This is a genomic window from Mycobacterium sp. IDUB_9, from assembly GCF_055419505.1.
Window position 1 is genome coordinate 91960 of record NZ_JBVAXU010000005.1, and the last position, 25705, is coordinate 117664.

The 25705-nt window shown below is 66.5% G+C and carries 23 protein-coding genes, 1 other RNA gene and 1 pseudogene; 14 read left to right on the forward strand and 11 right to left on the reverse strand.

Annotated elements, in window-relative coordinates; all coding sequences use genetic code 11:
• Positions 1–290 precede the first annotated feature (290 nt).
• Complete coding sequence (locus ACZY08_RS21630) at positions 291–1442, forward strand: LLM class flavin-dependent oxidoreductase (RefSeq protein ID WP_463746676.1); 1152 nt, start codon at positions 291–293, stop codon at positions 1440–1442.
• A gap of 226 nt (positions 1443–1668) precedes the next feature.
• Here the strand turns inward: ACZY08_RS21630 and ACZY08_RS21635 are convergent, their stop codons facing one another.
• Both ACZY08_RS21635 and ACZY08_RS21640 read right to left on the reverse strand, forming a co-directional pair.
• Positions 1669–2517 carry an alpha/beta fold hydrolase gene (locus tag ACZY08_RS21635; RefSeq protein WP_463746677.1) on the reverse strand — a complete coding sequence of 283 codons (849 nt, stop codon included), beginning with the start codon at positions 2515–2517 and terminating at the stop codon, positions 1669–1671.
• Between the two features lie 58 nt (positions 2518–2575).
• Positions 2576–2770, reverse strand: a pseudogene (locus ACZY08_RS21640) (ATP-binding protein); the annotation flags it as partial.
• A 52-nt stretch (positions 2771–2822) separates the two neighbouring features.
• Here ACZY08_RS21640 and ACZY08_RS21645 point away from each other — a divergent pair.
• Positions 2823–4112 carry a DUF222 domain-containing protein gene (locus ACZY08_RS21645; RefSeq protein WP_463746678.1) on the forward strand — a complete coding sequence of 430 codons (1290 nt, stop codon included), beginning with the start codon at positions 2823–2825 and terminating at the stop codon, positions 4110–4112.
• A gap of 7 nt (positions 4113–4119) precedes the next feature.
• Here the strand turns inward: ACZY08_RS21645 and ACZY08_RS21650 are convergent, their stop codons facing one another.
• Positions 4120–4539 (reverse strand): VOC family protein, encoded by a 420-nt coding sequence (locus ACZY08_RS21650; protein WP_463746679.1) that lies wholly within the window; start codon positions 4537–4539, stop codon positions 4120–4122.
• A gap of 9 nt (positions 4540–4548) precedes the next feature.
• On the reverse strand, positions 4549–5001 hold the full coding sequence (locus ACZY08_RS21655; RefSeq protein WP_463746680.1) for a helix-turn-helix transcriptional regulator: 453 nt from the start codon (positions 4999–5001) through the stop codon (positions 4549–4551).
• Positions 5002–5030: 29 nt separating this feature from the next.
• Here ACZY08_RS21655 and rnpB point away from each other — a divergent pair.
• Positions 5031–5426, forward strand: an RNA gene (gene rnpB, locus ACZY08_RS21660) — RNase P RNA component class A.
• 20 nt (positions 5427–5446) lie between these two features.
• Here the strand turns inward: rnpB and ACZY08_RS21665 are convergent.
• Positions 5447–6943: a CYTH and CHAD domain-containing protein gene (locus ACZY08_RS21665; protein WP_463746681.1), complete on the reverse strand. Its 1497-nt coding sequence runs from the start codon at positions 6941–6943 to the stop codon at positions 5447–5449.
• A gap of 161 nt (positions 6944–7104) precedes the next feature.
• Here ACZY08_RS21665 and ACZY08_RS21670 point away from each other — a divergent pair, with 161 nt between their 5' ends.
• Both ACZY08_RS21670 and ACZY08_RS21675 read left to right on the forward strand, forming a co-directional pair.
• A complete protein-coding gene (locus ACZY08_RS21670) occupies positions 7105–7800 on the forward strand; it encodes a TetR/AcrR family transcriptional regulator (RefSeq protein ID WP_463746682.1) in 696 nt (231 codons plus the stop codon).
• Positions 7801–7810: 10 nt separating this feature from the next.
• Positions 7811–8596, forward strand: coding sequence for an enoyl-CoA hydratase/isomerase family protein (locus ACZY08_RS21675; protein ID WP_463746683.1), 786 nt, complete (start codon positions 7811–7813; stop codon positions 8594–8596).
• On the opposite strand, the gene ACZY08_RS21680 is transcribed toward ACZY08_RS21675, so the two are convergent.
• On the reverse strand, positions 8593–9456 hold the full coding sequence (locus tag ACZY08_RS21680; protein WP_463746684.1) for an oxidoreductase: 864 nt from the start codon (positions 9454–9456) through the stop codon (positions 8593–8595). The two genes, ACZY08_RS21675 and ACZY08_RS21680, sit on opposite strands and share 4 nt — an antisense overlap.
• Before the next feature lie 89 nt (positions 9457–9545).
• Here ACZY08_RS21680 and ACZY08_RS21685 point away from each other — a divergent pair, with 89 nt between their 5' ends.
• A complete protein-coding gene (locus ACZY08_RS21685; protein WP_463746685.1) occupies positions 9546–9977 on the forward strand; it encodes a MarR family winged helix-turn-helix transcriptional regulator in 432 nt (143 codons plus the stop codon).
• Positions 9978–10020: 43 nt separating this feature from the next.
• Here the strand turns inward: ACZY08_RS21685 and panB are convergent, their stop codons facing one another.
• Positions 10021–10866, reverse strand: a complete 846-nt coding sequence (gene panB / locus ACZY08_RS21690) for a 3-methyl-2-oxobutanoate hydroxymethyltransferase (protein ID WP_463746686.1) — start codon at positions 10864–10866, stop codon at positions 10021–10023.
• A gap of 158 nt (positions 10867–11024) precedes the next feature.
• Here panB and ACZY08_RS21695 point away from each other — a divergent pair, with 158 nt between their 5' ends.
• From ACZY08_RS21695 to ACZY08_RS21725, 7 genes are all read left to right on the forward strand, one after another.
• Positions 11025–12416, forward strand: a complete 1392-nt coding sequence (locus ACZY08_RS21695; protein WP_463746687.1) for a WS/DGAT/MGAT family O-acyltransferase — start codon at positions 11025–11027, stop codon at positions 12414–12416.
• 65 nt (positions 12417–12481) lie between these two features.
• Positions 12482–13999: an alpha/beta hydrolase gene (locus ACZY08_RS21700; protein ID WP_463746688.1), complete on the forward strand. Its 1518-nt coding sequence runs from the start codon at positions 12482–12484 to the stop codon at positions 13997–13999.
• A gap of 88 nt (positions 14000–14087) precedes the next feature.
• Positions 14088–15611 (forward strand): alpha/beta hydrolase, encoded by a 1524-nt coding sequence (locus ACZY08_RS21705; protein ID WP_463746689.1) that lies wholly within the window; start codon positions 14088–14090, stop codon positions 15609–15611.
• A 52-nt stretch (positions 15612–15663) separates the two neighbouring features.
• The gene (gene glnA / locus ACZY08_RS21710; RefSeq protein WP_463746690.1) at positions 15664–17004 is read left to right on the forward strand and encodes a type I glutamate--ammonia ligase; all 1341 of its coding nucleotides are present in this window, start codon (positions 15664–15666) and stop codon (positions 17002–17004) included.
• A gap of 9 nt (positions 17005–17013) precedes the next feature.
• Positions 17014–20019 carry a bifunctional [glutamine synthetase] adenylyltransferase/[glutamine synthetase]-adenylyl-L-tyrosine phosphorylase gene (locus ACZY08_RS21715; protein ID WP_463746691.1) on the forward strand — a complete coding sequence of 1002 codons (3006 nt, stop codon included), beginning with the start codon at positions 17014–17016 and terminating at the stop codon, positions 20017–20019.
• A 96-nt stretch (positions 20020–20115) separates the two neighbouring features.
• Positions 20116–20745, forward strand: a complete 630-nt coding sequence (locus ACZY08_RS21720) for a PaaI family thioesterase (RefSeq protein WP_463746692.1) — start codon at positions 20116–20118, stop codon at positions 20743–20745.
• Entirely contained in the window at positions 20742–21605 is an 864-nt protein-coding gene (locus ACZY08_RS21725) for a TIGR03619 family F420-dependent LLM class oxidoreductase (protein WP_463746693.1), read from the forward strand. Before ACZY08_RS21720 ends, ACZY08_RS21725 begins: the two co-directional genes overlap by 4 nt.
• Here the strand turns inward: ACZY08_RS21725 and ACZY08_RS21730 are convergent.
• The 3 genes from ACZY08_RS21730 to glnA (ACZY08_RS21740) form a co-directional block, all read right to left on the reverse strand.
• Entirely contained in the window at positions 21602–22084 is a 483-nt protein-coding gene (locus tag ACZY08_RS21730; protein ID WP_463746694.1) for a DoxX family protein, read from the reverse strand. The two genes, ACZY08_RS21725 and ACZY08_RS21730, sit on opposite strands and share 4 nt — an antisense overlap.
• Positions 22085–22115: 31 nt before the next feature.
• Complete coding sequence (dtd, locus tag ACZY08_RS21735; protein WP_463746695.1) at positions 22116–22547, reverse strand: D-aminoacyl-tRNA deacylase; 432 nt, start codon at positions 22545–22547, stop codon at positions 22116–22118.
• 226 nt (positions 22548–22773) lie between these two features.
• Positions 22774–24210, reverse strand: coding sequence for a type I glutamate--ammonia ligase (glnA, locus tag ACZY08_RS21740; RefSeq protein WP_463746696.1), 1437 nt, complete (start codon positions 24208–24210; stop codon positions 22774–22776).
• 155 nt (positions 24211–24365) lie between these two features.
• On the opposite strand from glnA (ACZY08_RS21740), the gene ACZY08_RS21745 reads away from it, so the two are divergent.
• On the forward strand, positions 24366–24842 hold the full coding sequence (locus ACZY08_RS21745; protein WP_463746697.1) for an RDD family protein: 477 nt from the start codon (positions 24366–24368) through the stop codon (positions 24840–24842).
• A 107-nt stretch (positions 24843–24949) separates the two neighbouring features.
• On the opposite strand, the gene ACZY08_RS21750 is transcribed toward ACZY08_RS21745, so the two are convergent.
• Complete coding sequence (locus ACZY08_RS21750; protein ID WP_463746698.1) at positions 24950–25702, reverse strand: DUF4191 domain-containing protein; 753 nt, start codon at positions 25700–25702, stop codon at positions 24950–24952.
• Between the last annotated feature and the right edge of the window lie 3 nt (positions 25703–25705).

Genomic DNA, 25705 nt, shown 5'->3' on the forward strand with positions numbered 1-25705 from the left:
GTTGTCATCGCCGTCGCGGGACTCGTGGCGGGTTGCGCGGGAGTAGGCGAGACAGCGTCGGCGCCGAATCCAACGGAGCGAGGCGGCCCGTGAGGACCAACGCCGTCAGACTTGCCGGGATCCATGCACGCGCACATGAGCTCTGCGATTAGCTGATTGACCTAGACCTCGTGGCTTTGATCGCGACCAGCAGTGCTCAATGACCGCGTGTCAGGCGGGTAGTCCGTTACTCAGGCAGGCTCGTTCGCGGCGGCTGATAATCGGGTTTCCGTCGGACGTGAGGAACTTCCATGTCAGGATTTCGAGTCGGCCTAATCGACACACTTGCCTACACGCGCATCGGCCCGCTGGCCATGACTCGCGCGAACTACCTCACCGCCGTCACGGCAGGGGTCGACTCATTCTGGGTGGCCGATCACCTCAATGCCCTGACACCGCGGTCCATCATGACGGAAAAGTACCTCGGCTCCACGGCCGCCAAGTTGATGCCCAGACCCGACGCCGTCAGCGAGCCGTGGACGGCATTGGGGTACCTGGCCGCCAAGAATCGATTCGCACGACTGCGACTCGGGACCGCCGTCACCGACGCCGGCCGCCGCAACCCCGCGGTGACCGCGCAGGCGGCCGCCACGCTGCACCTGCTCACCAAGGGCAGGGCGATCCTCGGCATCGGCACCGGCGAACGCGTGACCAACGAGCCCTACGGCGTGGAATGGTCCAAACCGGTCGGACGGCTGATCGAAGCCCTCGCCACGATTCGCGCGTTGTGGGACTCGAACGGTGAACTCGTCACCCGCGAATCCGAATTCTTTCCCTTGCACAACGCGATCTTCGAGCTACCGCCCTATCGCGGGAAATGGCCCGAGATCTGGGTGGCGTCCCATGGCCCGCGCATGCTGAAGGCCACCGGTCGCTACGCCGACGCCTGGTTTCCTGCAGCGCTTGTCCATCCGAAGGACTACGCGGCCGCGCTCGATGTCGTCCGGGCGGCGGCTTCCGACGCAAGTCGTGACCCGATGTCAATCGTGCCCGCCGGCCTCGTCATGGTTGTGACGGGCCGCAGCCGCGATGAGGTCGACGAAACGCTCGGCTCCCAGCTCATTCGCACCTTCGCGCTCAATATCCCCGCCTCCGAATGGTCCCGGCACGGGGCGCGGCACCCATTCGGGGACGACTTCACCGGCATGCAGGATCTCATTCCGCAGACCCTCGACGAGCAGGCCGTGCTGGCCGCGACCAAGAACGTTCCGCAGTCACTGCTGACCGCGAGCATCCTCAACGGCACGCCCGACGAGGTGATGGAACAGGCGGCGGAGCTGCGTGACGCTGGACTGCGCTACGCCGTGGTGGTCAACATGAGTGCGGCGCAACCTGATATGAAGCGCGGCATGGCCGCGAGCGTCCCCTTCGTCAGGATCCTGCGGCGGCTGCGGAAACTCTAGCCTCCGGAGCCTCCGTTCGAAGCGAACATGACCACACCGGCCAGTCAGACCGTTCTGGCCGAAAACTGTTACTGATCGTGCGGGAGAACCACCGCCATCGACGAGGTTGCTCAACAGGTACGGCGTCGCATTACTACCTCTGCATGATGTGGCGCGCCGACACAGCCAACAAACGCCCGGCAGAAACGCCGCATCGGTCAGCTCGTGCAATCGCTGGCGTTGATGTTCAGACCGGATGGGCGGCGAACCATTCGAGCAGTAGATCGGCTACCGCCTCGGGATCCTCGTCAGGGATCCAATGAGACACCCCGGGCAGCATCTCGAAGCGGTACTCGCCGCTGACACCGCGGCCGCACGCATGCGCACCTTCAGCAGTAAGGAAAGTGTCACCGTCGCTGAACACGTGCATCGTCGGCACCGTTATCTTGGTGCGGAGGAGGCGAAGAAAATTATTCAGCGGCATCGCCCGGTACCAGTTGAGGGCGGCCGTGAACGCGCCTGGTGAGGCCATCGCCTGAGCGTCGCGTTTGGCGCACTCGGCTGTCTGCCCATGCGCGCGAAGGAATTTCGATAGTCCGGCCGCAGTGCCGCGGCTGCCCATGAAGACGCGCTCGGGGATGCGAGGCAGCTGGAAGAGGTACACATACCAGGACGCGAAAGCCTGCCGACTCGATACGAGCGCCTTGAGGCCACCGATGGGATGCGGCGTCGACAACGCTGTCGCTGTGGCCAAGCGATCGGGTATCTGTGCCGCGGCGAACCACGTCACAAGGGCGCCGAAGTCGTGACCGACAAGGTGTACACGCTGTGCGCCGCTGGAGTCGATCAGCGTGCGGATGTCCCCGACCAGCTCTGACATCCGGTAATCCCGGCGGCGTGTTGGTCGTGCGCCGGGTGAGTAACCCCGCTGGTTAGGTGCGAGGCAGCGATAGCCCTCAGCGGTGAGTCTCGGAGTCACCGCGTCCCAGCTGGTGTTCATCTGAGGAAAGCCGTGCAACAAAATCACGACGGGTCCGTCGGCAGGGCCGGCATCGATGACGTCGAAAACCTGCTCCCCGCGACTGTAATGATCCACTCGCACTTCCCTTCCGGTAATCAGCTTGCCACGGCCACGGCCGCGGCTGCGCGGGCTTTGTTGTGGCGAGTCGGTAACTGTGGGTGCCCGTTTCGATGATGCTTCCACCGAAGGTGAGGCGATGGACAATGGCGGCGCACAGCCGTGGGTCGGTGAAGGTCTTAGTTCAGCCCGAGTAGCTGTCGTTGGAGGCGATCGCCACGGAGTTCTTCTCCTCGCGTTCGGTGAGAACCTGGAAGAGCAGCTCAGCGCCGCATTTCTGATGAGTCAACGCGTTGTCGTACCGGCATGGAATAATCGCAAGTATGTTCGATATCTCGGGATTGGCGCAGGTCAACCCGCATGCTGATGAGGGCGACCTGCATCGACGCATCGAAGAACTCGAGCGGGCGAAGTCGGCCGCGGCCGCCGGTCAGGCCCGGTGCGCGGCCCTGCTGGACGCAATGCGCCGGGCTGCCGAGGCGGCCGCGGGAGTGCCTCGCGCCAAACGGGGCCGCGGGGTGGGTTCAGAGGTCGCGCTGGCTCGTCATGACTCGCCGAACCGGGGGAGTCGGCATCTCGGCTTTGCCAAGGCGTTGGTGCACGAGATGCCGCACACGTTGGCGGCGCTGGAGTCCGGCGTGTTGTCGGAATGGCGGGCCACTCTGATCGTGCGGGAGTCGGCATGTCTGATGATCGAGGATCGCCAGGCGCTGGATGCCGAGATGTGCGCCGACGTTACGAAGCTCGACGGTATGGGGGACAAGCGGATTGAGGCAGACGCCAAGAAGATCGCTTACCGCCTGGATCCGCAGGCGGTCGTCGACCGGGCAGCGAAGGCGGCGGAGGATCGGAATGTCTGGATCCGGCCGGCGCCGGACTGCATGGCGCGGCTGACGGTGTTGCTGCCGGTACAGAAGGGCGTCGGTGTGTATGCGGTACTCAAGCGCAGCGCTGATACGACGTTCGACGGCCGGACCCGCGGCCAGGTGATGGCCGACACCGTGGCGGAGCGGGTGACCGGCCGCCCGGCCGAGGTGCCCGAACCGGTGGCGGTCGACCTGGTGCTCTCCGACCAGACTCTGCTCGGGGGCGACGAGAATCCGGCAGTGGTGGACGGCTATGGGCCGGTGCCGGCGACGGTGGCCCGCAACCTGGTGAGTGACGCGGTGGCCGACGAAAGTTCGCGCGCCACTCTGCGGCGGCTCTATCGACACCCGAAGTCCGGTGCGCTGGTGGCGATGGAGTCACGGTCGCGGCTGTTTCCCAAGGGGCTGGCCCAATTCATCGGGTTGCGGGATCAGACCTGCAGAACGCCGTACTGTGATGCGCCCATCCGCCATCACGACCACGCCCGACCGCATGCCCGGGGTGGTGCCACCACTGCGCTGAACGGTCTAGGTGAGTGCGAACGGTGCAACTACGTCAAGGAATCACCGGGATGGACGGTGACGACCAGTGACGAGAACGGTGTGCACACAGCCGAATTCGGGACTCCGACCGGAGTTCGTTACCGCTCCACCGCGCCGCCACCACCTGGGCCCGTCGAAATATATGAATGCGTCACCGAACTACGAATGGCCATCGAGTTCGGTAGGTGCGCGCTGGCTGCTTAGTCGCGGCTCAGTCGGTGCGCTGGGTCAGCCGGATGCTGTTGCCCGACGGGTCGCGGAATCCCGAGTCGATGCCGTAGGGCATCTGGTTGGGCGGTTCGGTGAACTCGACACCGCGTGCGGTCAGCTCCTCGTAGCTCTTCTGGCAGTCCTCGGTGGTCAGAAATACCGTGCCCGCGAAGCCCTTTGCGGTCAGGTCCAGGACCTGTTTGCGGGTGGATTCATCCATCACCGGCTGACCGGGCACCGCCATCAGCACGATGCCGACATCGTCCTGCCCGGGCGGACCGACGGTGACCCACCGAAACTCACCCATCTCCTCCGGGAACGAAACATCTTCGCGCACTTCCATTCCGACCTTCTCGGTCCAGAAATTCAGTGCGGCTTCCTGATCGTGAACCCACAGATGCGTGTATGCGATTTTCATCATGGCCTGACGCTACGTTCGGTCCGGCCCCGGCGTCTTCTCCGTTTGTGCTGTCTTGGCTCGGCCGGGATGGGAACGCCGGGTATCGCGCGCCAGAATGCAACTGGGCACCGGGGCGCGCAGCATCGCCGACGGCAGGCCGGCTCGGTAGGCCGCCGGAGGCTTGCCGTACACCCGGGCGAAGCTGGTGGTGAACGAGCCGACACTGTGCAGCCCGACCATCACGCAGATATCCGCGACTGAACGGTCGGTGTTGCGCAGCAGCGCCGCGGCCCGCTCGAGACGCCGCGTCTGCAGATAGGCCCGCGGGGACTCACCGAAGGTGCGGGTGAACATGCGGCTGAAATGTGCGCGGGACAAACCTGCCGCCGCGGCGAGGTCGTCCACGGTGATCGGATCCGCATAGCGGGCATCCGCCAGATCCTTGGCGCGGAGCAAATATCGTGCCGGTGGCACCTGAGCCATGAGTTTGAGGGTACGGTGATCAGCGCGAACGAGTTGGCTGGGCGGCCGCGGCACCCTTGGGTGTCGAGGAAAGTCCGGACTTCACAGAGCAGGGTGATTGCTAACGGCAATCCGAGGCGACTCGCGGGAAAGTGCCACAGAAAACAGACCGCCACCTGAGTCCTTGAGGCCAGGGGGTAAGGGTGAAACGGTGCGGTAAGAGCGCACCAGCACCCCGGGTGACCGGGGTGGCTAGGCAAACCCCACCCGAAGCAAGGTCAAGAAGGCCGCAACCTGGTTGCGGCCGCGCAGGCGTTCGAGGGTTGCTCGCCCGAGCCTGCGGGTAGACCGCTCGAGGCACCCGGCGACGGTGTGTCCAGATGGATGGTCGCTGCCTTGCCTTTCGGGGCAAGGGACAGAATCCGGCTTACAGGCCAACTCGTTCGCTCCAACCCGCAACCGGTCCCTAGTGGGCCTTGCGTACCGCCTTGGCGAGCTTCTTCAGCGCGTCGTCGAGCACCGCCCGGGACTGCTGGGCGGTGTCGTGCTCCTGTTGATAGAGCAGGCCGTACGTGAACGTGTCCTCACCGGCGGCGTGTGCGGCGTCGGCTTGAGTGCTCAAGTGGGCCTTGCTCACCACACTGTCCTGGTGATCGCCCAGCAACGTCTGGATGGTCTTCGCCCGATCGGACACCTTGTCTGCCCCGGTAGCCGCCGCGGTGTAACGAAGCCGCTTGGCGCCCTTACGAATCCGGTGTAGCGCCTCGTCCTTCTCCTCGGCGCTGGCATCGTCGGCCGCCACCGCCGCGGCAGCCTTGGCGGCCTTGCGAACCCGCTTGTACGCGGCGTCGATGGTCACCGAAGGCGCAGAGGCGTCCGCGGATTCCGGCTTTTCGGCGCTGACCAACTCCTCCAAAGCGTCCAGCAGCCGGAAGTAGCGCGGCGACCGCATCGCCAGCAGTGAACGACGCCAGCCCGCGGTGTAGCGGCGGTTCGCGCCCTCGACCAGTCGCTGGCGCACCGGGCCCCGGACCAGCTCGGCGGGCATCTCGTCGAGCGCACGTTGGTAGCGCTCGCCCAGCACCTCGGCGTCGCGGGCCACCCCCAGCACTGCGGCCAACGCCCGCAGCTCGTCGAGCACCCAGCCGTCGTCGTCCAGTCCGAACGAGTCCTTGGATTCCTGCAGCAGGCTGCGGATCTTGCGGGTTGTCACCCTCATCTGATGTACCGAGTCGTAGGCGTCGGCACGTACGGCGCGGTCCCACACCAGCATCGCCTCGATCTGCTCGGCGATGGCCCGGTGCACCGGGTCGGCCGGGGGAGTCGGCGCCGGGGCCTGATCGGTGCCGAGCACCTTGGCCAGCTTCGAACCATGCCCGGCCGGCGCCGCCCCGGCATCCGCCAAGCGATTCGCCAGCCGATCCATCAGGTCATCGGGCACATCGGCGGTGAGCAGCTCCAGCTCCCACTCCCGCCAACTTTGTTGATCGGCTTCCTGGCCGGTGGCCGATGCGGTCACCCGGTCATCGCAGAACTCGGCCAGCGCGACGCCGTCGGCTCCGTGCAGTACCTCGACGTTGCGCTCGGTGCTGATCCGGGCCACCGGGGCCAGCGGACGATCCCGGACGATTGCCAGCACGATGTCGCGCAGATCCTCGGGCACCGTGTCGGTGCCGGCGCCGAGAGGCGTGCGGATCTCGGTGCGGGTGTCGGCCCCGGCCGGAACCTTCAGATGCCAGCCCGCGTCGTTGCCGCCGGTGCGGCGCCGCAAGGTGATGCGGTGTGCGGCCAGGTCGCGGTCCGGGGTGTCGAAGTACACCGCATCCAGATGCTGTGTTTGCGTGCGCTCAACCTCGGTGACGGCCGACAAACCCTCGAACGACGGCGAGACGGTGTTCTCGGTGACCGCGAACTTCCGCTCGATTTCGGTGTACCTGGCGGTATTGGGCTTGCCGGAGGCCATAGTCACCTTCGCTGTACCGGAGGCGGGAGATTGGATGGCACCAGCGTGCCACATCCGGGCAGGCGCTACGACCTGTGTCTTGGTCACAGCCACATCAAGACTTGCCGCTGTCCCCACCGCGCCGCGGGTCAGACCCGAGGATGTCTCTTAGTGTTGCTGACATGGCTGAGACGACACCGGCGAACACCGCGGCAGGGCGCGGGCGTCCACGTCTGACGCGGCCACGTCGCCCGGGCACCACCGCCCGCGAGCAGATCCTCGACGCGGCTGCCGAGCTGTTCACCAACCACGGGTACGCCAGTACCTCGACTCGGAGGATCGCCGATGAAGTCGGGGTGCGACAGGCCTCGCTTTATCACCATTTCGCCACCAAGGACGACATCCTCGATGCGTTGCTGGCCGGCACGGTCGATGAAGCCCTGCACCTGGGTGCCGAACTGCTCGACAGCTCGGGCCCGGCGGCTGCGCATCTGCACACCCTGGCCGTCGCCGATGCGCACCAACTGTGCGCGGGCCGGTGGAACCTGGGCGCCCTCTATCTGCTTCCCGAACTCCGCACCGACCGGTTCGACCCGTTCCGGCGCCGGCGCGCCGACCTTCGCGAGGTGTACCGCAGGCTGTCTGAGGCGGTTATTGCCGAGTGCGGTGGTCCGCCCGATGCTGCCGACCTGCCGTTCCGGCTGGTGGAATCGGTGATCAACACCCGTTCCGACGATGTCGAGGGCACGCCGGCGCAGCCCTGGGTGATCGCGGGAGGGGCGCTTCGGGTCCTCGGATTCCACGGCGATTTCGGCCCACTCGTGAGTGCCACCGCGGCCCGGCTGGGCGTGCGACCGCCGCGAACTCCGGCCCGCTAGAGTTCGGGCCGTGACCGAGCCCACCTATGAAGCCATCTCGTTCGAGCAGTCCGGCGCCGTCGCGCGCATCACGCTGAACCGCCCGGACGCCGCGAACGGCATGAACGACACCATGACTCGCGAATTGGCCGACGCAGCCCGGCGCTGCGACACCCCCGGTGTCAAAGCCGTGGTGCTGACCGGTGCGGGCCGGTTCTTCTGCGCCGGCGGCGACCTCAAATCGTTCGCCACCGCGCCCGACCGCGGCCGCTTCATCAAGGGTGTCGCCGACGACCTGCACCAGGCCATTTCGTCCTTCGCCCGGATGGACGCCGTGCTGATCACCGCGGTCAACGGCACCGCGGCCGGCGCCGGCTTCAGCCTCGCCGTTGCCGGCGACCTGGTCCTGGCCGCCGAGCCCGCCACGTTCACCATGGCCTACACCAAGGTGGGACTGAGTCCCGACGGCAGCGCGTCCTATCACCTGCCGCGACTCGTCGGCCTGCGTCGGGCGCAGGAGCTCATCCTCACCAACCGCACGCTCTCGGCCGCCGAGGCGCAGGAGTGGGGACTGGTCACCGAGGTGGTCGTCGGCGACGAATTGGCCGCGCGCACAGCCGAACTGGCCGAGCAGGTGGCCGCCGGATCCGGCGGATCCAACGGGGCGGTCAAGTCGCTGCTGGTGTCCTCGTTCAAGAACAGCCTCGAAGAGCAGATGGCGGCCGAAGGCCGGTTCATCGCCGAGCGGGCCAACTCCACCGACGGCCGCGAGGGTGTCGACGCGTTCCTGGCCAAGCGCCGGCCTGACTTCGCTTAGAGCGTGAGATCCGCCGGCAGTTCGATGTCGGCGACGGCCAGGTTCTCCTCCAGGTGAGCCACCGATGACGTACCTGGAATCAGCAGGATGTTCGGCGCCGCACTCAACGTCCACGCCAACGCAATCTGCGCCGGCGTGAGGTTCAGTTCGGTGGCGACTCGCCGGATGGCCGGATTGCCCAGCACCGGGTTCTCCGGCACAAACGCCGAGCCCAGCGGAAAGAACGGGACGAAGGCGATGTTGCGTTCGATGCAGAGGTCGAGCACCGGCTGAGAGGTCCGGTCGGCGAGGTTGTAAGCGTTCTGCACGCAGACGATGTCGGTACCTTGGAGCGCGATTTCCAAGTGTTCGCGCGTGATGCTGCTCAGCCCGATACCAGCGATCAGACCTTCGTCGCGGGCGGCGATCATGGTCTCCAGTTGCTTCTCGAACAGGTCGCGATCGACCTCGCCCGGGCTCGCGGCGTCTGTTCCGAAGACCCTCAGGTTTACCGCGGCAAGCTGGTCGACGCCCAGGGTGTGCAAGTTCTCTTCGATACTGCGGCGCAGCTCGTCCGGCTGTGATGCCGGCAGCCAGTTGCCCTGGTCATCGCGCTTGCCGCCGACCTTGCTGACCAGCGCCAGGTTCGCGGGGTAGGGATAGAGCGCCTCGCGGATGAGTTCGTTCGCCACCGCCGGCCCGTAGAACTGAGCGGTGTCGATGTGATCGACCCCGAGCTCGACGGCACGCTGCAGGACGGAGATGGCCTCGTCGTGGTCGCGCGGCGGTCCGAACACTCCGGGCCCTGGCAATTGCATCGCGCCGAATCCGACGCGGCGGACGGTGAGCGAGCCGAGAGGGAACGTCTGGGGAAGGGACATGTCCGACCTTTCGTTAGACATCTAACTATATGAGACCGAACTATATGAGGGCTGATATTCTCTGTCAACGAAACAGAGGAGAACCGGTCGTGGGCGACGATCTGCAGACTTCGGCTGAACTTGCCGACGCTTTCGGCCGTGCCGCCAAATCTGTGGTCCGAGCTTTCGACGAGCGCCTCGGCGATCGGGGCGTGTCGACACCGCGGTCCAAGCTGCTCGCCGAGATCGAACGGCTGCAGCCGGTCCGGTCAGCGGAGGTGGCGCGAGCGGTCGGCGTTACCCAAGCAACCGCGTCAACCCTGGTCGAAGCGTTGGTGCGGGAAGGTCTGGTAGCCCGCGCGCCCGACGAAAATGACCGTCGCGCAGTGCAATTGACCACCACGACGGCAGGTGGGGAGCAAGCGCGACGCTGGCGAGCCGACTACCACGCCGCCGCGCACGAGCTGCTCGCCGTGTTCACCGACGACGACAAGAAATTGCTGACCCAGTTACTCACCAAACTCGGCGACGCGCTGGCCTGAGATCGACCATCGTGCGCGCCGCCGGTCGGTGCGGCGAGGGTGGTCAGTAGGAGTGCTCCTCGGCCGGGAACACCCCGCTCGCCACGTCGTGGGCGTACTGCGTTGCCGCACGGTGCAGTTCGCCGCCCACGTCACCGAAACGCTTGACGAACTTGGCGGTCTTGCCGCTGGTGAGCCCGGCCATGTCCTGCCAGACCAGCACCTGGGCATCGCAGTTGGGGCCGGCACCGATGCCCACCGTGGGGATGGTCAGCTTGCCGGTGATCTGGGTGGCCAACTCGGCCGGCACCATCTCCAGTACCACCGCGATCGCGCCGGCTTCCTGTACCGCGATCGCATCGTGGATCGTCTGGTCGGCGGCGTCACCGCGGCCCTGCACGCGGAACCCGCCCAGCCCGTTGACACTCTGCGGCGTGAAGCCGATGTGCGCCACCACCGGGATGCCCGCGGCGGACAGCGTCGCGATCTGGTCGGCCATCCGCTCACCGCCCTCCAGCTTGATCGCCTGCGCGCCCGTCTCCTTCATGAAGCGGGTGGCAGTGGCCAGGGCCTGGGCGGGGCTGCTCTCGTAGCTGCCGAACGGCAGATCGGCGATCACAAGGGCGTGCGGGGCGCCCTTGACGACCGCGCGGGCCAACGGGATCAGCTCATCGATGGAGATCGGCACGGTGGTGTCGTAGCCGTAGACCACGTTTGCGGCCGAGTCGCCGACCAGCAGTACCGGAATCTCGGCTTCATCGAACACCCGCGCGCTGGAGTAGTCGTAACACGTGAGCATCGCCCACTTGTGTCCTTCGGACTTCCACTTCTGCAGTGTGAGCGTACGGACCTTGGTGCGCGGCTTGGCTTCGGCAGAAACGGAAGCACCATAAACAGATTGTTCAGACATCGTCGTCCCTAGTGGTGGTCGGTTCGATCCTCGAGGCCGCATCGCGGTCCCCGGGTTCGGCTGACAACTGCAAGTCTGCCACCGCGGGCAATGAAGGCAAAAGCGACGTTCGAGTGGATTTCCTCACAGTTGGTGTGCGGAGCCCTAACATCAGCGGCATGCAACGGCTCAGCGGACTCGACGCCAGCTTCCTGTACCTCGAAACCGCCGCCCAGCCGATGCACGTGTGCTCGGTGCTGGAACTGGACAGCTCGACGATGCCGGGCGGTTACACGTTCGACCGGATGCGTGACGCGCTCTCGTTGACCATCAAGGCCATGCCGCAATTCCGGGAGAAACTGGCCGACAGCCGGTTCAATCTCGACCATCCGGTGTGGGTGGAAGACGCGGACTTCGACGTCAACCGGCACCTGCACCGGATCGGGCTGCCCGCCCCGGGTGGGCGTGCCGAGCTGTCCGAGATCTGCGGCCACATCGCCTCACTGCCGCTGGACCGGACCCGGCCGCTGTGGGAGATGTGGGTCATCGAGAACGTGGCGGGCACCGATGCACACGACGGTGGCCGCCTGGCGCTGATGACGAAGATCCACCACTGCGGGGTCGACGGCGTGACCGGGGCCAACCTGATGTCGCAGTTGTGCACCACCGAGGCCGACGCTCCGCCACCCGATGCGGTCGACGGCGTGGGCGGGGCCACCGCCGCCGAGATCGCCATCAGCGGGGCACTGAGGTTCGCCGCGCGCCCACTAAAGCTGGCCAATGTGCTGCCCACCACGGCGACGACGGTCGTCGACACGGTGCGCCGGGCGATCAGCGGGCAGGCGATGGCGGCCCCGTTCAACGCCCCGAAAACCGCGTTCAACAACAACATCACCGGCCACCGCAGCGTCGCGTTCGCGCAGCTGGACCTCGAGGACATCAAGACGGTCAAGAACCACTTCGGCGTCAAGGTCAACGATGTGGTGATGGCGCTGGTGTCCGGCGTGCTGCGCACATTCCTGCGCGACCGCGACGAGCTACCCGAAAGCTCGCTGGTCGCGATGGTTCCGGTGTCGGTGCACGACCGTTCCAACCGGCCCGGCCGCAATCAGGTGTCCGGGATGTTCTCCAAGCTGGAGACCACCATCGACGATCCGGCCGAGCGGCTCGCGGCCATCGCCGCGTCGAATTCGGTTGCCAAGCAACACAGTTCTGCGATCGGCGCGACGCTGCTACAGGACTGGACACAGTTCGCGGCACCGGCGGTGTTCGGTGCTGCGATGCGGGTGTACGCGGCAAGCCGGCTGTCGGGGGCCAAGCCCGTCCACAATCTCGTCATCTCCAACGTGCCCGGGCCCCAGGACCCGCTGTACCTGCTGGGTTGCGAGGTCAAGGCCATGTACCCGCTGGGGCCGATCTTCCATGGTTCCGGGCTCAACATCACCGTGATGTCGCTGACCGGCATGCTCGACGTCGGCATCGTGTCGTGCCCGGAATTGCTGCCTGACCTGTGGGATATGGCCGACGATTTCCATGTCGCGCTCGACGAACTCCTCGCCGCTACCCGATAGTGTCACGACGCCTCGTGACCAGGCCCGGCCTGCGGCGATGTCACGTCATGGCAGCATGGGCAGCCATGAAGTTCAGGATGAGGTTCGGCGCGCTGCTGGCGCTGACGGCTGTGGCCGTGGCGGGCTGTACCCAGGTGGTCGAGGGCCAGGCCAGGATCGCGGTCCCACGGCCCGGAACGCCGGTGCAATGGCTGCCGTGCAACGCCGGTTCGGGTGACCACGTGCAGATCCCCGACAACGCCGAATGCGGGATGCTGTCGGTGCCGGTCGACTACTCGAAGCCTGACGGTGACATTGCCCGCCTGGCGATGATCCGATTCCCGGCCGCCGGCCAGAAGATCGGCTCGCTGGTCATCAACCCGGGCGGGCCCGGCGAATCCGGCGTGGAATCGGCCGTGTCCCTGCTGTCGGGTCTACCGCAGTCGGTCAAGGACCGCTTCGACATCGTCGGGTTCGATCCGCGCGGTGTCGGTTCCTCGACTCCCGCGGTGTGGTGCAACTCCGACGAGGACAACGACCGGCTGCGGGCCGATCCGACGGTGGAGTACACCCCCGAAGGCGTCGAGCACCTGGAGAGCGAAACCAAGAAGTTCGTTCAGCGCTGCGTCGACAAGATGGGCAAAGAGTTCCTCGAGAATGTCGGCACCGAGAACGTCGCCAAGGACCTGGACGCGATCCGCGCCGCCCTCGGCGACGACAAACTCACCTACCTGGGGTACTCCTACGGCACCCGCATCGGCGCGACCTACGCCGAGCAGTTCCCGCAGAAGGTCCGCGCGATGATCCTCGACGGTGCCGTCGACCCCAACGCGGATCCGGTGGAAGAAGACATCCGTCAGGCGGCGGCATTCCAGAAGGCATTCGACAACTACGCCACCGACTGCACCACCAAGAACCCCGACTGCCCGCTGGGCACCGACCCGGCCAAGGCCGTCGAGGTCTACAAGAGCCTGGTCGATCCACTGGTGGAGCACCCGGCCAAGACCCGCGATCAGCGCGGGCTGGGCTACAGCGACGCCACGGTGGGCACCATCCTGCCGCTGTACTCGCCGAACCTGTGGCGCCACCTGACCGAGGGCCTCACCGGGCTCAAGAACGGCAACGGCGATGTGATGCTGGCTTTGGCCGACCTCTACATGGGTCGAGATGCCAAGGGCCACTACAACAATTCGACCGACGTGCGTGTCGCGGTCAACTGCGTGGACAAGCCCGCCATCACCGACCGGGCCACCGTCGTCGAAGAGGACCGGCGAGCCCGCGAGGTCGCTCCGTTCATGAGCTACGGCGAGTTCACCGGTAACGCGCCGATGGGAACCTGCGCGTTCTGGCCGGTACCCCCCACCAGCAAGCCGCACGAGATCTCGGTGAAGGGGTTGCCTCCGACGTTGGTGGTCTCGACCACCAACGACCCGGCGACTCCCTACCAGGCGGGCGTCGACCTGGCGCGCCAACTCGGCGGCACGCTGGTGACCTTCGAGGGCACCCAGCACACCGTGGTGTTCCAGGGCAACCAGTGCATCGATGACATCGCCGCGACTTACCTCGTCGACGTGACGGTGCCGCCGCCCGGGACTCGCTGCTGACCGATCCGAACGGCAAGGTCACCGGAGGGTCTCCGGCCGGTCTCTGCTCGGCCTCAGGCACAGACCCGGCGGCGTCCGCCGTGCGACCATGACAGCCGTGCGGTGGGCGGGCGGGGCGATACGCGTTATGGCGGCGGCGCTCCTCGGCGCCGCCACCGTGCTGTGCCCCGTCGCCGTACCGGTCGCGGGCGCCGTGCCGGAATCCGGGCCGGAGTGGGGAAGTTGCGCCCAATGGGTGCCAGACCCGGCACGGATTCCGACGGCGCAGTGCCGCACCCTGCCGGTACCGCTGGACTGGAACTCCGCGGATCCCCAAGGCGCACAAGCTCAATTGGCCGTCATCCGGATTCCGGCCACCGGCAACCGGATCGGTGCCCTGTTCATCAACCCCGGCGGCCCCGGCGCGTCGGCGGTGGACACCGTCGCCGGCATGGGCGCAGCACTGGCAGGGTCCCCACTCACCGATCATTTCGATCTGGTCGGGTTCGACCCGCGCGGCGTCGGGCATTCCACGCCGGAACTGCGCTGCCGCACCGACGCCGAGATCGACGCCTACCGCCGCGAGCCGTTGGCTGACTACAGCGCGGCCGGGGTCGCCCACATCGAAGACGTCTACCGGCAATTCGCCCAGCAGTGCCTGGACCGCATGGGCGCACCGTTCTTGGCCAACGCGGGCACCGCGTCGGCGGTGCGGGACATGGACGCGGTGCGGGCTGCGCTGGGGGAGGAACAGATCAACTATCTGGGCTTCTCCTACGGCACCGAGCTGGGTGGCGCCTACGCCGAACAGTTCGGCGACCGGGTGCGCACCATGGTGCTCGACGGCGCCATCGACCCCAGCCAGGATCCGATCACCAAGAACGTCCGCCAACTCGCCGGCTTCCAGAAGGCCTTCGACACCTATGCCGCGGACTGCGCGAAATCAGCCGACTGCCCGTTGGGTACCGACCCGGCCCAGTTCGTCAGGCGGTTCCAGCAGCTCGTGGATCCATTGGTGACGACGCCGCACCTCACCGCGGACCCGCGCGGACTCGGCTACGCCGACGCGATCACCGGTACCGGCAATTCCCTCTACTCAGCGCGGTACTGGCCCTACCTCACCAGCGGACTGCTCGGCTTGACGCGCGGCGCCGACGCCGGGGACCTGCTGTTGCTCGCCGATGACTACTGGCGTCGCGACCAAGCCGGGCACTACCAGAACATGCAGGACGCGTTCACCGCGATCCGGTGCGTCGACTCGCCGTTCCCGACCGACCCGGCGGTGTGGGCCGACGCCGATCAGCAGATCCGTGCCGCGGCACCGTTCATGTCCTACGGCGAGTTCACCGGGTACGCGCCCCGGGACATCTGCGCCCTGTGGCCGGTGCCCGCGACGTCGGCGCCGCACCCGATCACCGGCCCCGGACCGGGCAAGGTCGTGGTGGTGTCCACCACCGGCGACCCGGCCACGCCATATCAGGCGGGGGTGGATCTGGCCCGGCAAATGGGCGCGGCACTGATCTCCTTCACCGGCACCCAACACACCGTGGTGTTCAACGGGAACGCCTGCGTCGATACCGCGGTGCTGGGTTTCTTCGTCAATCAAGTCTCCCCGGGCGACCTCTCCTGCTAACTCCTTGCAGGGCTGTAACACAGATTTAACAGCCGATGCCTACGCTGCGGGCATGGACCGCCAGAAGGAATTCGTGCTGCGCACCCTGGAGGAACGCGATATCCGGTTCGTTCGGTTGTGGTTCACCGACGTCCTCGGCTACCTCAAGTCGGTAGCGATCGCGCCCGCCGAACTCGAAGGGGCCTTCGAGGAGGGCATCGGTTTCGACGGGTCCTCGATCGAGGGCTTCGCCCGCGTCTCGGAATCCGACACCGTCGCCCGGCCCGACCCGTCCACCTTCCAGGTGCTGCCCTGGACCACCAGTGCGGGCAAGCACTACTCGGCGCGCATGTTCTGCGACATCACGATGCCGGACGGCTCGCCCTCGTGGGCCGACTCCCGGCACGTGCTGCGTCGCCAGCTGGCCAAGGCCAGCGACCTGGGCTTCACCTGCTACGTGCACCCCGAGATCGAGTTCTTCCTGCTCGAGGCCGGACCAGACGACGGGTCGGTGCCCATTCCGGCCGACAACAGCGGCTACTTCGACCAGGCGATCCACGATTCGGCCCCCAACTTCCGCCGCCACGCCATCGAGGCACTGGAGCAGATGGGCATCTCGGTGGAGTTCAGTCACCACGAGGGCGCACCCGGCCAGCAGGAGATCGACCTGCGCTACGCCGACGCGCTGTCGATGGCCGACAACGTGATGACCTTCCGCTACCTGGTCAAGGAGGTCGCCCTGGCCGACGGCGTGCGCGCATCGTTCATGCCCAAGCCGTTCGGCGAGCACCCCGGCTCAGCCATGCACACACACATGAGCTTGTTCGAAGGCGACACCAACGCCTTCCACAGCCCCGACGACCCACTGCAGCTCTCCGATGTGGCCAAGTCCTTCATCGCCGGCATTCTGGAGCACGCCAGCGAGATCAGCGCCGTCACCAACCAGTGGGTGAACTCCTACAAGCGCTTGGTGCACGGCGGCGAGGCGCCCACCGCGGCCTCGTGGGGCGCGGCCAATCGCTCGGCGCTGGTGCGGGTTCCGATGTACACCCCCCGCAAGGCATCGTCTCGGCGCGTCGAGGTCCGCAGCCCCGACTCGGCATGCAACCCCTACCTGACGTTCGCCGTCCTGCTGGCCGCCGGTCTGCGCGGTGTCGAGAAGGGTTACGTGCTGGGCCCGCAGGCCGAGGACAACGTCTGGAGCCTGACACCCGAGGAGCGGCGTGCCATGGGCTACCGCGAACTGCCGTCCAGCCTGGGCAATGCGCTGGAGTCCATGGAGAACTCCGAGCTTGTTGCGGAAGCGTTGGGGGAGCACGTATTCGACTACTTCCTGCGTAACAAGCGCGCAGAGTGGGAGAACTACCGCAGCCATGTCACGCCCTACGAGCTGAAGAACTACCTGTCGCTGTAACGTCGGGGGATGGCCAAGCCTGCGAGCGATCGCCCGAAACTGCCCAGTGTCGGTCGGCTCGGTCTGGTGCATCCGCAAGCCGCAGCCGAACTGGAACACCTCGGCTGGAACACCGAGGCGCACGTCGAGCTGCTGTGGTCGTTGTCGCGCGCACCGGACCCCGATGTCGCGCTGGCGGCCATGGTCCGGTTGGCCGATGCGCTCGGGGCCGGCGCCGACGAACTCAACCGTCAGCTCCTGACCGACAAGGCACTGCGGGGCCGGCTGTTCGGTGTACTCGGATCCTCGTTGGCCCTCGGTGATCACCTCGCAGCCCATCCGCAATCGTGGCGGTTGCTGGCCGGTGCGGTGACACTCCCCGGCGCCGACGAGCTGCACAGTATCTTCACCTCGGCCGGACACGCTGCCGAGATCGACCGGGGCACAAGCAGTGCCGTGCCTGCACTGCGGGATCTCTACCGTGACCGGTTGCTGGTCCTGGCCGCGCTGGACGTGGCCTCGACCGTCGAGAACGAGCCGGTGCTGCCCTTCGTCGAGGTCGCAGCTCACCTGTCCGACCTGGCCGACGCCGCGCTGGGTGCAGCCCTGACGGTGGCGAACCGCGTGGTGTGCGAGGACGGGATGCAGCCCCGGCTGGCGGTCGTCGCCATGGGCAAATGCGGTGCACGCGAACTGAATTACGTCAGCGACGTCGACGTCATCTTCGTCGGGGAGCCTTTGGTAGATGAAGCCGACGGTAAGACGGACGACAACCTCGCCACGGTCACCCGGGTGGCCGGCGAGATGATGCGGTTCGCCGCCGACGCATTCTTCGAAGTCGACGCCGCATTGCGCCCCGAAGGCAAACGCGGCCAACTTGTTCGGACGCTGGATTCCCATGTCGCCTACTACCAGCGCTGGGCGAAAACCTGGGAATTCCAGGCACTGCTCAAGGCGCGGCCCGCCGCGGGCGATGCCGAACTCGGCAAGGCCTATATCGAGGCACTCATGCCCATGGTGTGGACTGCCTGTGAGCGTGAGGATTTCGTTCCCGAGGTGCAGGCCATGCGCCGCCGCGTCGAGGAACTGGTCCCGGCCGGAGTGCGGGCGCGCGAGCTCAAGCTGGGCACCGGCGGCCTGCGTGACGTCGAATTCGCCGTCCAGCTCCTGCAATTGGTGCACGGACGCAATGACGAATCCCTGCATGTGGCGTCCACCGTCGATTCGCTGGCGGCCCTCGGCGAGGGCGGTTACATCGGTCGCGACGACACTGCCAACCTGACTGCCTCCTACGAATTCCTGCGGCTGCTCGAGCACCGGCTGCAGCTGCAGCGGCTCAAACGCACCCACATGCTGCCCGACGACAGCGACGACGAGGCGTACCGCTGGCTGGCCCGGGCCGCGCACGTGCGCCCCGACGGCCGCCACGACGCTCAGGGCGTACTGCGCGAGGAACTCAAGCGGCAGAGCATGCGGGTGTCGCGATTGCACGCCAAGCTCTTCTACCAACCGCTGCTGGAATCGGTGGGCCAGCCGGCGCTGGGCATCGGCGCCGGCATGAGCACCGAGGCGGCCGAACGACAGCTTGCCGCACTGGGTTACGAGGGGCCACAGAGCGCGCTGACCCACCTGGCGGCACTCACCGGCCAGAGCGGACGCCGCGGCCGGGTACAGCAGGTGCTGCTGCCGACCCTGCTGGACTGGTTGTCCGACACCCCCGACCCGGACGCCGGCCTGCTGGCGTACCGCCGGATCAGCGAGGAGCTGGCCGAGCAGCGCTGGTATCTGTCGACGCTGCGCGACGAGGGGGCGGTGGCCAAGCGGTTGATGCGGGTGCTCGGCACCTCGGCCTACATCCCCGAACTGCTGATGCGCGCCCCCGAGGTGATCCAGCTGTACGCCGACGGGCCCAACGGCCCGAAGCTGCTCGACGGCGATCCCGACAGCATGGCCCGCGCGCTGGTGGCCTCTGCCGGCCGACACCCTGACCCGGTGCGCGGCATCGCCGCCGCCCGCACGCTGCGCCGTCGGGAACTGGCCCGCATCGCCTCGGCGGACGTGCTGGGCCTGCTCGACGTGACTGACGTGTGCAGGGCGCTGACCGCGGTCTGGGTCGCCGTGCTGCAGGCTGCACTGGTTGCGGTGATCCGGGCCAGTACACCCGAATCCGGTGCGCCCGCACGCATCGCCGTGATCGGCATGGGCCGACTTGGTGGCGGTGAGCTGGGATACGGGTCCGACGCCGACGTGATGTTCGTGTGCGAGCCGAACACCGGCGTCGAGGAATCGGCCGCCGTGCGCTGGTCGGTGAGCATCGCCGAACAGGTCAGGGCCCTGTTGGGGACACCGAGCGCCGACCCCCCGCTGGAGGTCGACACCGGGCTGCGCCCGGAGGGCCGCAGCGGGCCGCTGGTGCGCACGCTGGCGTCATATGCGGCCTATTACGAGCAGTGGGCCCAACCGTGGGAGATCCAGGCTCTGCTGCGCGCCCACCGGGTGGCCGGTGATCTGGAACTCGGCGAACGCTTCCTGCTCATCGCCGACAAGACGCGTTATCCCGCCGGCGGGGTGTCGGCCGAAGCCGTCCAGGAGATCCGTCGGATCAAGGCACGCGTCGATGCCGAACGGCTGCCCCGCGGTGCGGACCCCAACACCCACACCAAGCTGGGCCGTGGCGGGCTGGCCGACATCGAGTGGACCGTGCAGTTGCTTCAGCTGCGCCACGCACACAATCTGCCTGCGCTGCACAACACTTCGACCTTGCAGACCCTCGACGCAATCGGCGCGGCCGAACTGGTCGCCGAGACCGACGTCGAGCTGTTGCGGGACGCCTGGCTGACGGCCACGCGGGCACGCAATGCCCTGGTGCTGGTGCGCGGCAAGCCCACCGATCAGCTGCCCGGCCCGGGCCGTCAGCTCAACGCGGTCGCTCTGGCGGCCGGGTGGGGCAGCGACGACGGCGGGGAGTTCCTGGACAACTACCTGCGGGTGACGCGGCGGGCGAAGGGCGTGGTTCGGAAGATTTTCGGCGGCTGAGCCGCCGATGGATGCAGCGGGGAGTAGTGCCCCGCGTGCAGGGCGTCGCAGTGGGTGGTGTTAATAAGGGCGTATAACCAATTCACTGGGAGTCCGATGAAGCACACGTTCGACGTCATCACCGCGGCCGAGCACGACCGGCTCGAAGCACTCTATGAGCCGTTTGCCCGGGCCATGCGCGAACTCGTCGACGCCGGGGTGCGCACCGAGGTCGACTCGCAGACCATCGCCGAGGCGACCACGGCTGTCGAGGCCGTCACCGCGGCACTGCGCCGCGAACAGCGCGACGGGCCACAAGCCATGCTGCACGCCGAGACGAACCGTCCGGTGGTGTGGGCAAACCCGGTCGTCGGTCTACGTAATGCGCTGGCCCCGCCACTGGTGATCGAGCACGCCGACGATGGCAGCTGCTGGAGTGAATTCGTGCTGGGCGCTGCCTACGAGGGGCCGCTGGGCTGGGTGCACGGCGGGATCTGTGCGCTGGTGCTCGACCACATTCTCGGCGAGGTGGCCAGTGGGGGACTGAACGAGCCTCGCTACACCGGCACCATCACGTGCCGGTACCGCCGCGGCACGCCGCTGGGGCCGCTGCGCGCCGAGGCGTACATCGACCGGACCGAAGGTGTCAAAACCTTTGCGAGGGGCCACATCAGTGACGGCGACGGGATCACCGTCGAGGCGGAAGGCGTCTTCATCACTCCGGCCTGGGCACGGGACGCCGGATGAAGTTCTACGTGAGCATGGCCTTCATGGACACCGGGGAGGCCGTCGAAGTGGCGAAGGCCGCTGACGATCTCGGTTACGACGGGATGGGGATCCCGGATCACGTGGTGAATCTGGAGACCCTGTCCACGCCGTATCCGTACACCAAGGACGGCAAGCGCCGCTGGGAGGCGTTCAGCGACTGGCCGGACCCGTGGGTGATGATCGGGGCGCTGGCGCTGATCACCACCCGGCTGAAGTTCGTCACCACGGTCTATCTGCCCGCGATGCGCGACCCATATTCGGCCGCCAAAGCCATTGGCACTGCTGCCTATCTGGCCCGCGGGCGGCTGGAACTGGGCATCGGGGTCGGCTGGTGCGAAGAGGAGTTCGAGCTGCTGGGCCAGCAGTTCGCGCGGCGCGGAAAGCGCACCGACGAGATGCTCGAGCTGATGAAGAAGTTGTGGGAGCCCGGCTGGACCGAGTTCGACGGCGAGTTCTACTCCACACCGCGCCTCGAGATGGAGCCCACTCCGCCGCCGATCCCGATCTATGTCGGCGGTCTGTCCGATATCGCGCTGCGCCGCGCGGCGCGACATGACGGCTGGATCGGCGATCTGATCGCCACCGACGCCGCCTTGCAGCGAGTCGACCGGTTACGCGACCTGCGCGCCGAAAAGGGTTTGACGATGGATGATTTCACCATCATCACACCTCTCACGGACGCCTTCACCCCCGAGCACTATGCGCGTGCCGAGGCCGGCGGAATCCACGGTGTCATCACCATGCCGTGGATGTTCTACTCCGGCCCCGGCCCCGGCGCCACGCTGGCCGAGAAGATCGACGGGATGAAGCGATTCCGGAAGGATCTCGCGCTGGACTAACGCCGTAGCCGGCCCAACCCGCGGCGCGGTGCGGTGGTTGTCCGTGCCGCCGGACGTCGTCGAGCGTCCGCCGAGAGTGTGCCGGCACCGATCGTGGCCAGTAGCAAGAAGGCGAAGCAGTACATGATCGTCATCTCGCCGCCGTTGCCGCCCATTGCCTTGTCGAACGGCCAGAAGCTGGCGGCGGGGCCCTCCAGGGGCGGCCAGTGCATCCAGAAGTAGGCCACGGCCATGTGACCCGAAGCGATGAAAGCCGCTATGCGCGTGAACAATCCGACGGTGATCAGCAGACCGGTGACGAACTCGATCAGCCCCGCCCACCAGTACGGCCACGTGCCGACCGGAATCGACGCGCCCAATGGCCAGCCAAAGAGTTTCATACTGCCGTGCAGCATGAACAACAGCCCGAAGACGATGCGAAAAATACTCAGCACAGGCGAGGAATAGCTCGCAAGCCGTGCATCAAAATTGGTCGTCATGGGCTGACAATACGCGTCACGCCCAGGAATCTCACAGCTCCAGCAAGACCGTCACCGGTCCGTCATTGACCAGTTCCACCTGCATGTCCGCGCCGAAAACTCCCGTTTGTACAACGGCGCCCAGTTTCTGGAGCGCGTCGGCGAATTCAGTCACCAACGGCTCGGCGACCGGGCCGGGTGCCGCTGCATTCCAGGACGGCCGCCTGCCCTTGTCGGTGTTGGCGTACAGCGTGAACTGGCTGATCACCAGGATCGGCGCAGCAACGTCGGCGGCTGACCGCTCGCCATCGAGAATCCGCAACTGCCAGAGCTTTTCGGCCATCTTCTGAGCTTTGGCGGCGTCGTCTTCGTGAGTGACACCGACCAGGGCGAGCAGCCCCTGGGGGTTCGGGTCGATGGCTCCCACCACCGCGCCGTCGACCGTCACGCTCGCCGATGTCACCCGCTGCACCAGAACACGCATCGGTCCATTGTGCGGGGGAGGGTCTCGACTTCTACGCCTGGGCTGAGATTCTCGAGGTTCGACGACCCTGGTGCAGAAACCGGCGACGGCAGACACGAAAAAGCCGAGCGGTCCCGAAGGAAACCACCCGGCTTTTTCGTGTGTTGCCGGCTAGACGTCGCGTCGGCGGTGCCGACTAAACGTCGCGTCGGCGGTGCCGACTAAACGTCGCGTCGGCGGTGCCGACCTAGACGTCGTAGTACAGGCTGAACTCGTAGGGGTGAGGCCGGATCTGGATCGGCATGATCTCGTTCTCCCGCTTGTAGGAGATCCAGGTCTCGATCAGGTCCTCGGTGAACACGCCACCCTCGGTGAGGTACTCGTGATCCTCTTCGAGGCGGTCGATCACCGCGGACAGCGACGTGGGCGCCTGCGGGATGTTGGCGGCCTCGTCCGGCGGCAGCTCGTAGAGGTCCTTGTCGACCGGGGCCAGCGGCTCGATCTTCTTCTTGATGCCGTCGATGCCGGCCATCAGCATGGCCGCGAATGCCAGGTACGGGTTACCCGAGCTGTCCGGGCAGCGGAACTCGAGACGCTTGGCCTTCGGGTTGTTGCCGGTGATCGGGATACGGACACAGGCCGAGCGGTTGCGCTGGCTGTACACCAGGTTGATCGGGGCCTCGTAGCCCGGCACCAGACGCTTGTAGGAGTTCACCGTCGGATTGGTGAAGGCCAGCAGCGACGGGGCGTGGTGCAGGATGCCGCCGATGTAGTGCCGCGCCAGATCCGACAGGCCCGCGTACCCCGACTCGTCGTGGAACAGCGGCTTGCCGTCCTTCCACAGCGACTGGTGGGCGTGCATGCCGGAACCGTTGTCACCGAACAGCGGCTTGGGCATGAAGGTGACGGTCTTGCCGTTCTGCCACGCGGTGTTCTTGATGATGTATTTGAACAGCTGCACATCGTCGGCCGCGTGCAGCAGGGTGTTGAACTTGTAGTTGATCTCGGCCTGGCCGGCGGTGCCCACCTCGTGGTGACCGCGCTCCAGGGTGAACCCGGCGTTGATCAGGTTGGTCGACATCTCGTCGCGCAAGTCGACATAGTGGTCGTACGGCGCGACGGGGAAGTAGCCGCCCTTGGGGCGGACCTTGTAACCGAGGTTGGCGCTGCCGTCGGCCTCGAAGGGCTCGCCGGTGTTCCACCACGCCGACTCGGAATCCACCTCGTAGAAGGTGCCGTTCATCTTGGAGTCGAAGCTCACCGAGTCGAAGATGTAGAACTCGGCCTCGGCACCGAAGAAGCAGGTATCGGCGATACCGGTGCTGGCCAGGTAGTTCTCCGCCTTGCGGGCCACGTTGCGCGGGTCGCGGGAGTACGCCTCACGGGTGAACGGGTCATGCACGAAGAAGTTCAGGTTCAGCGTCTTGGCGGCGCGGAACGGGTCGATGCGGGCGGTGTCGGGATCCGGCAGCAGCATCATGTCGGATTCGTGGATCGACTGGAAGCCGCGGACCGACGAGCCGTCGAACGCGAGGCCGTCCTCGAAGACGCTCGCATCGAATGCCGACGCCGGGATCGAGAAGTGCTGGACGACGCCGGGCAGATCGCAGAAGCGAATGTCGACGTACTCGACGTTCTCGTCCTTGATCAGCTTGAAGATGTCGTCGGACGTCTTTTCTGCCACTGAGTGTTCTCCTTTACTGGTAACCCGCGGGTTGACGCTAAGGACACGATGTTGCGCAGTCGTCAACCATATGTTGCGTGCAAGTTACGCGATGACTGTTCGCTGTGACATGAGCTACTGACCGTGGTTCAACCGGCCCCGCCTATTCTGGCCCTATGTCGCGCACGATGGGAACCTGGCTGTCCGGACCGTCTTCCGATCCCGCCAGCGGATATCCCGGTGAGCGGCTTGGACTGCCCCCGCAGGGGCCGGGGTCGATCGCCCGGTTCGGCCGGCGTATCGGTGCCATCCTGGCCGATTGGCTGATCTCCCTGGGGCTGACGGCTGTGCTGGCGGTGTCCTTCGGGCTGATGAGCCGTGAGCAATTGTTGTACTCGATGGACTTCCGGAATATTGCCCTGCTGGTGTGGTTGGTGATCGGAGTCGCCGCGGTGCGTCTGTTCGGCTTCACCCCGGGCCAGTACCTGCTGGATCTGGCGGTGATTCCACTCGACGGCCGCGACCACGTCGGGTTGGGCCGAGCGCTCACCCGCAACCTGCTGATCGTGCTGGTGATCCCGGCGCTGTTCACCGACGCCGATCATCGCGGCTTGCATGACCTGGCATCGAAGACCGCGGTGGTGCGACGGTAGCGCTCGCCAATGTGAACCCGGTGAACCCGCCAATGTGAAGAAGATCGCGAGATTATCGAGAATTCTCGCGATCTTGTTCACGCTCGGCGGCTACGTCATTTGCTAGGTCACTTGCGGCGGACGGTGCGCTGCACGCCGCGCATCTTCGCCCCGGCGGGCATGGGACCTTTGGGCATCCCGGCCGGGCCGGCCTTGGTGCCGAGTGCGGCGAGCCGGGACTCGATCGAATCCATCTGCTTGACGGTGATGTTCGCCGGCAGCTTGTTCAGGTGGCGCTCCAGCTTCGACAGCGGCACCTCACCCTCGCTGTTGCCGACCACGATGTCGTAGATCGGGATATCGCCGACCAGGCGTGCGGTGCGCTTCTTCTCCTGCGCCAGCAGGGGCTTGACCCGAGTTGCGGAACCCTCGCCGACGAAGATGACGCCGGGCCGACCGATCACCCGGTGCACCGCGTCAAAATGGCCCGTCGCCGCGACGCCGGGGGTGACTCGCCACTTGCCTCGCATGTTGTCCAGTGCCCAGGCTGCTGCACCCGTCTGGCCCTCGGCCTTCTTGTATACCGACTTCTGGGCCCGGCGGCCGAAGATGATGAACGCGACCAGCGCGCCCAGCACTACGCCGAGGGGGATCATCGTGTACATCGTGAACCCGCCGATGAGCAGACCGGCGACCACCGAGGCGGCCACGATCAGCACGAATGCGCCGATCATGTACGGCAGCAGGCGCTTGTCCTCTTTGCGCTGGATCTGGAATGCCTGCCAGAGCTGACTGCGCCGCTGCTTGGAGGCCGCCTTGCGGGCAACCTTCGCCTCGGCCTTTGCCGCCTTCGTTTCTGCGGCAGTGCGGGTTTTCGCCATTAC

Bases quoted from the DNA above. Each gene is read 5' to 3' on its own strand.
- ACZY08_RS21630 (WP_463746676.1), top strand. From the start codon at position 291: ATGTCAGGATTTCGAGTCGGCCTAATCGACACACTTGCCTACACGCGC.
- ACZY08_RS21645 (WP_463746678.1), top strand. From the start codon at position 2,823: ATGTTCGATATCTCGGGATTGGCGCAGGTCAACCCGCATGCTGATGAG.
- ACZY08_RS21650 (WP_463746679.1), bottom strand. From the start codon at position 4,539: ATGATGAAAATCGCATACACGCATCTGTGGGTTCACGATCAGGAAGCC.
- ACZY08_RS21655 (WP_463746680.1), bottom strand. From the start codon at position 5,001: ATGGCTCAGGTGCCACCGGCACGATATTTGCTCCGCGCCAAGGATCTG.
- ACZY08_RS21665 (WP_463746681.1), bottom strand. From the start codon at position 6,943: ATGGCCTCCGGCAAGCCCAATACCGCCAGGTACACCGAAATCGAGCGG.
- ACZY08_RS21670 (WP_463746682.1), top strand. From the start codon at position 7,105: ATGGCTGAGACGACACCGGCGAACACCGCGGCAGGGCGCGGGCGTCCA.
- ACZY08_RS21680 (WP_463746684.1), bottom strand. From the start codon at position 9,456: ATGTCCCTTCCCCAGACGTTCCCTCTCGGCTCGCTCACCGTCCGCCGC.
- panB (WP_463746686.1), bottom strand. From the start codon at position 10,866: ATGTCTGAACAATCTGTTTATGGTGCTTCCGTTTCTGCCGAAGCCAAG.
- ACZY08_RS21695 (WP_463746687.1), top strand. From the start codon at position 11,025: ATGCAACGGCTCAGCGGACTCGACGCCAGCTTCCTGTACCTCGAAACC.
- ACZY08_RS21700 (WP_463746688.1), top strand. From the start codon at position 12,482: ATGAAGTTCAGGATGAGGTTCGGCGCGCTGCTGGCGCTGACGGCTGTG.
- ACZY08_RS21705 (WP_463746689.1), top strand. From the start codon at position 14,088: ATGACAGCCGTGCGGTGGGCGGGCGGGGCGATACGCGTTATGGCGGCG.
- glnA (WP_463746690.1), top strand. From the start codon at position 15,664: ATGGACCGCCAGAAGGAATTCGTGCTGCGCACCCTGGAGGAACGCGAT.
- ACZY08_RS21715 (WP_463746691.1), top strand. From the start codon at position 17,014: ATGGCCAAGCCTGCGAGCGATCGCCCGAAACTGCCCAGTGTCGGTCGG.
- ACZY08_RS21720 (WP_463746692.1), top strand. From the start codon at position 20,116: ATGAAGCACACGTTCGACGTCATCACCGCGGCCGAGCACGACCGGCTC.
- ACZY08_RS21725 (WP_463746693.1), top strand. From the start codon at position 20,742: ATGAAGTTCTACGTGAGCATGGCCTTCATGGACACCGGGGAGGCCGTC.
- ACZY08_RS21730 (WP_463746694.1), bottom strand. From the start codon at position 22,084: ATGACGACCAATTTTGATGCACGGCTTGCGAGCTATTCCTCGCCTGTG.
- dtd (WP_463746695.1), bottom strand. From the start codon at position 22,547: ATGCGTGTTCTGGTGCAGCGGGTGACATCGGCGAGCGTGACGGTCGAC.
- ACZY08_RS21745 (WP_463746697.1), top strand. From the start codon at position 24,366: ATGTCGCGCACGATGGGAACCTGGCTGTCCGGACCGTCTTCCGATCCC.
- ACZY08_RS21750 (WP_463746698.1), bottom strand. From the start codon at position 25,702: ATGGCGAAAACCCGCACTGCCGCAGAAACGAAGGCGGCAAAGGCCGAG.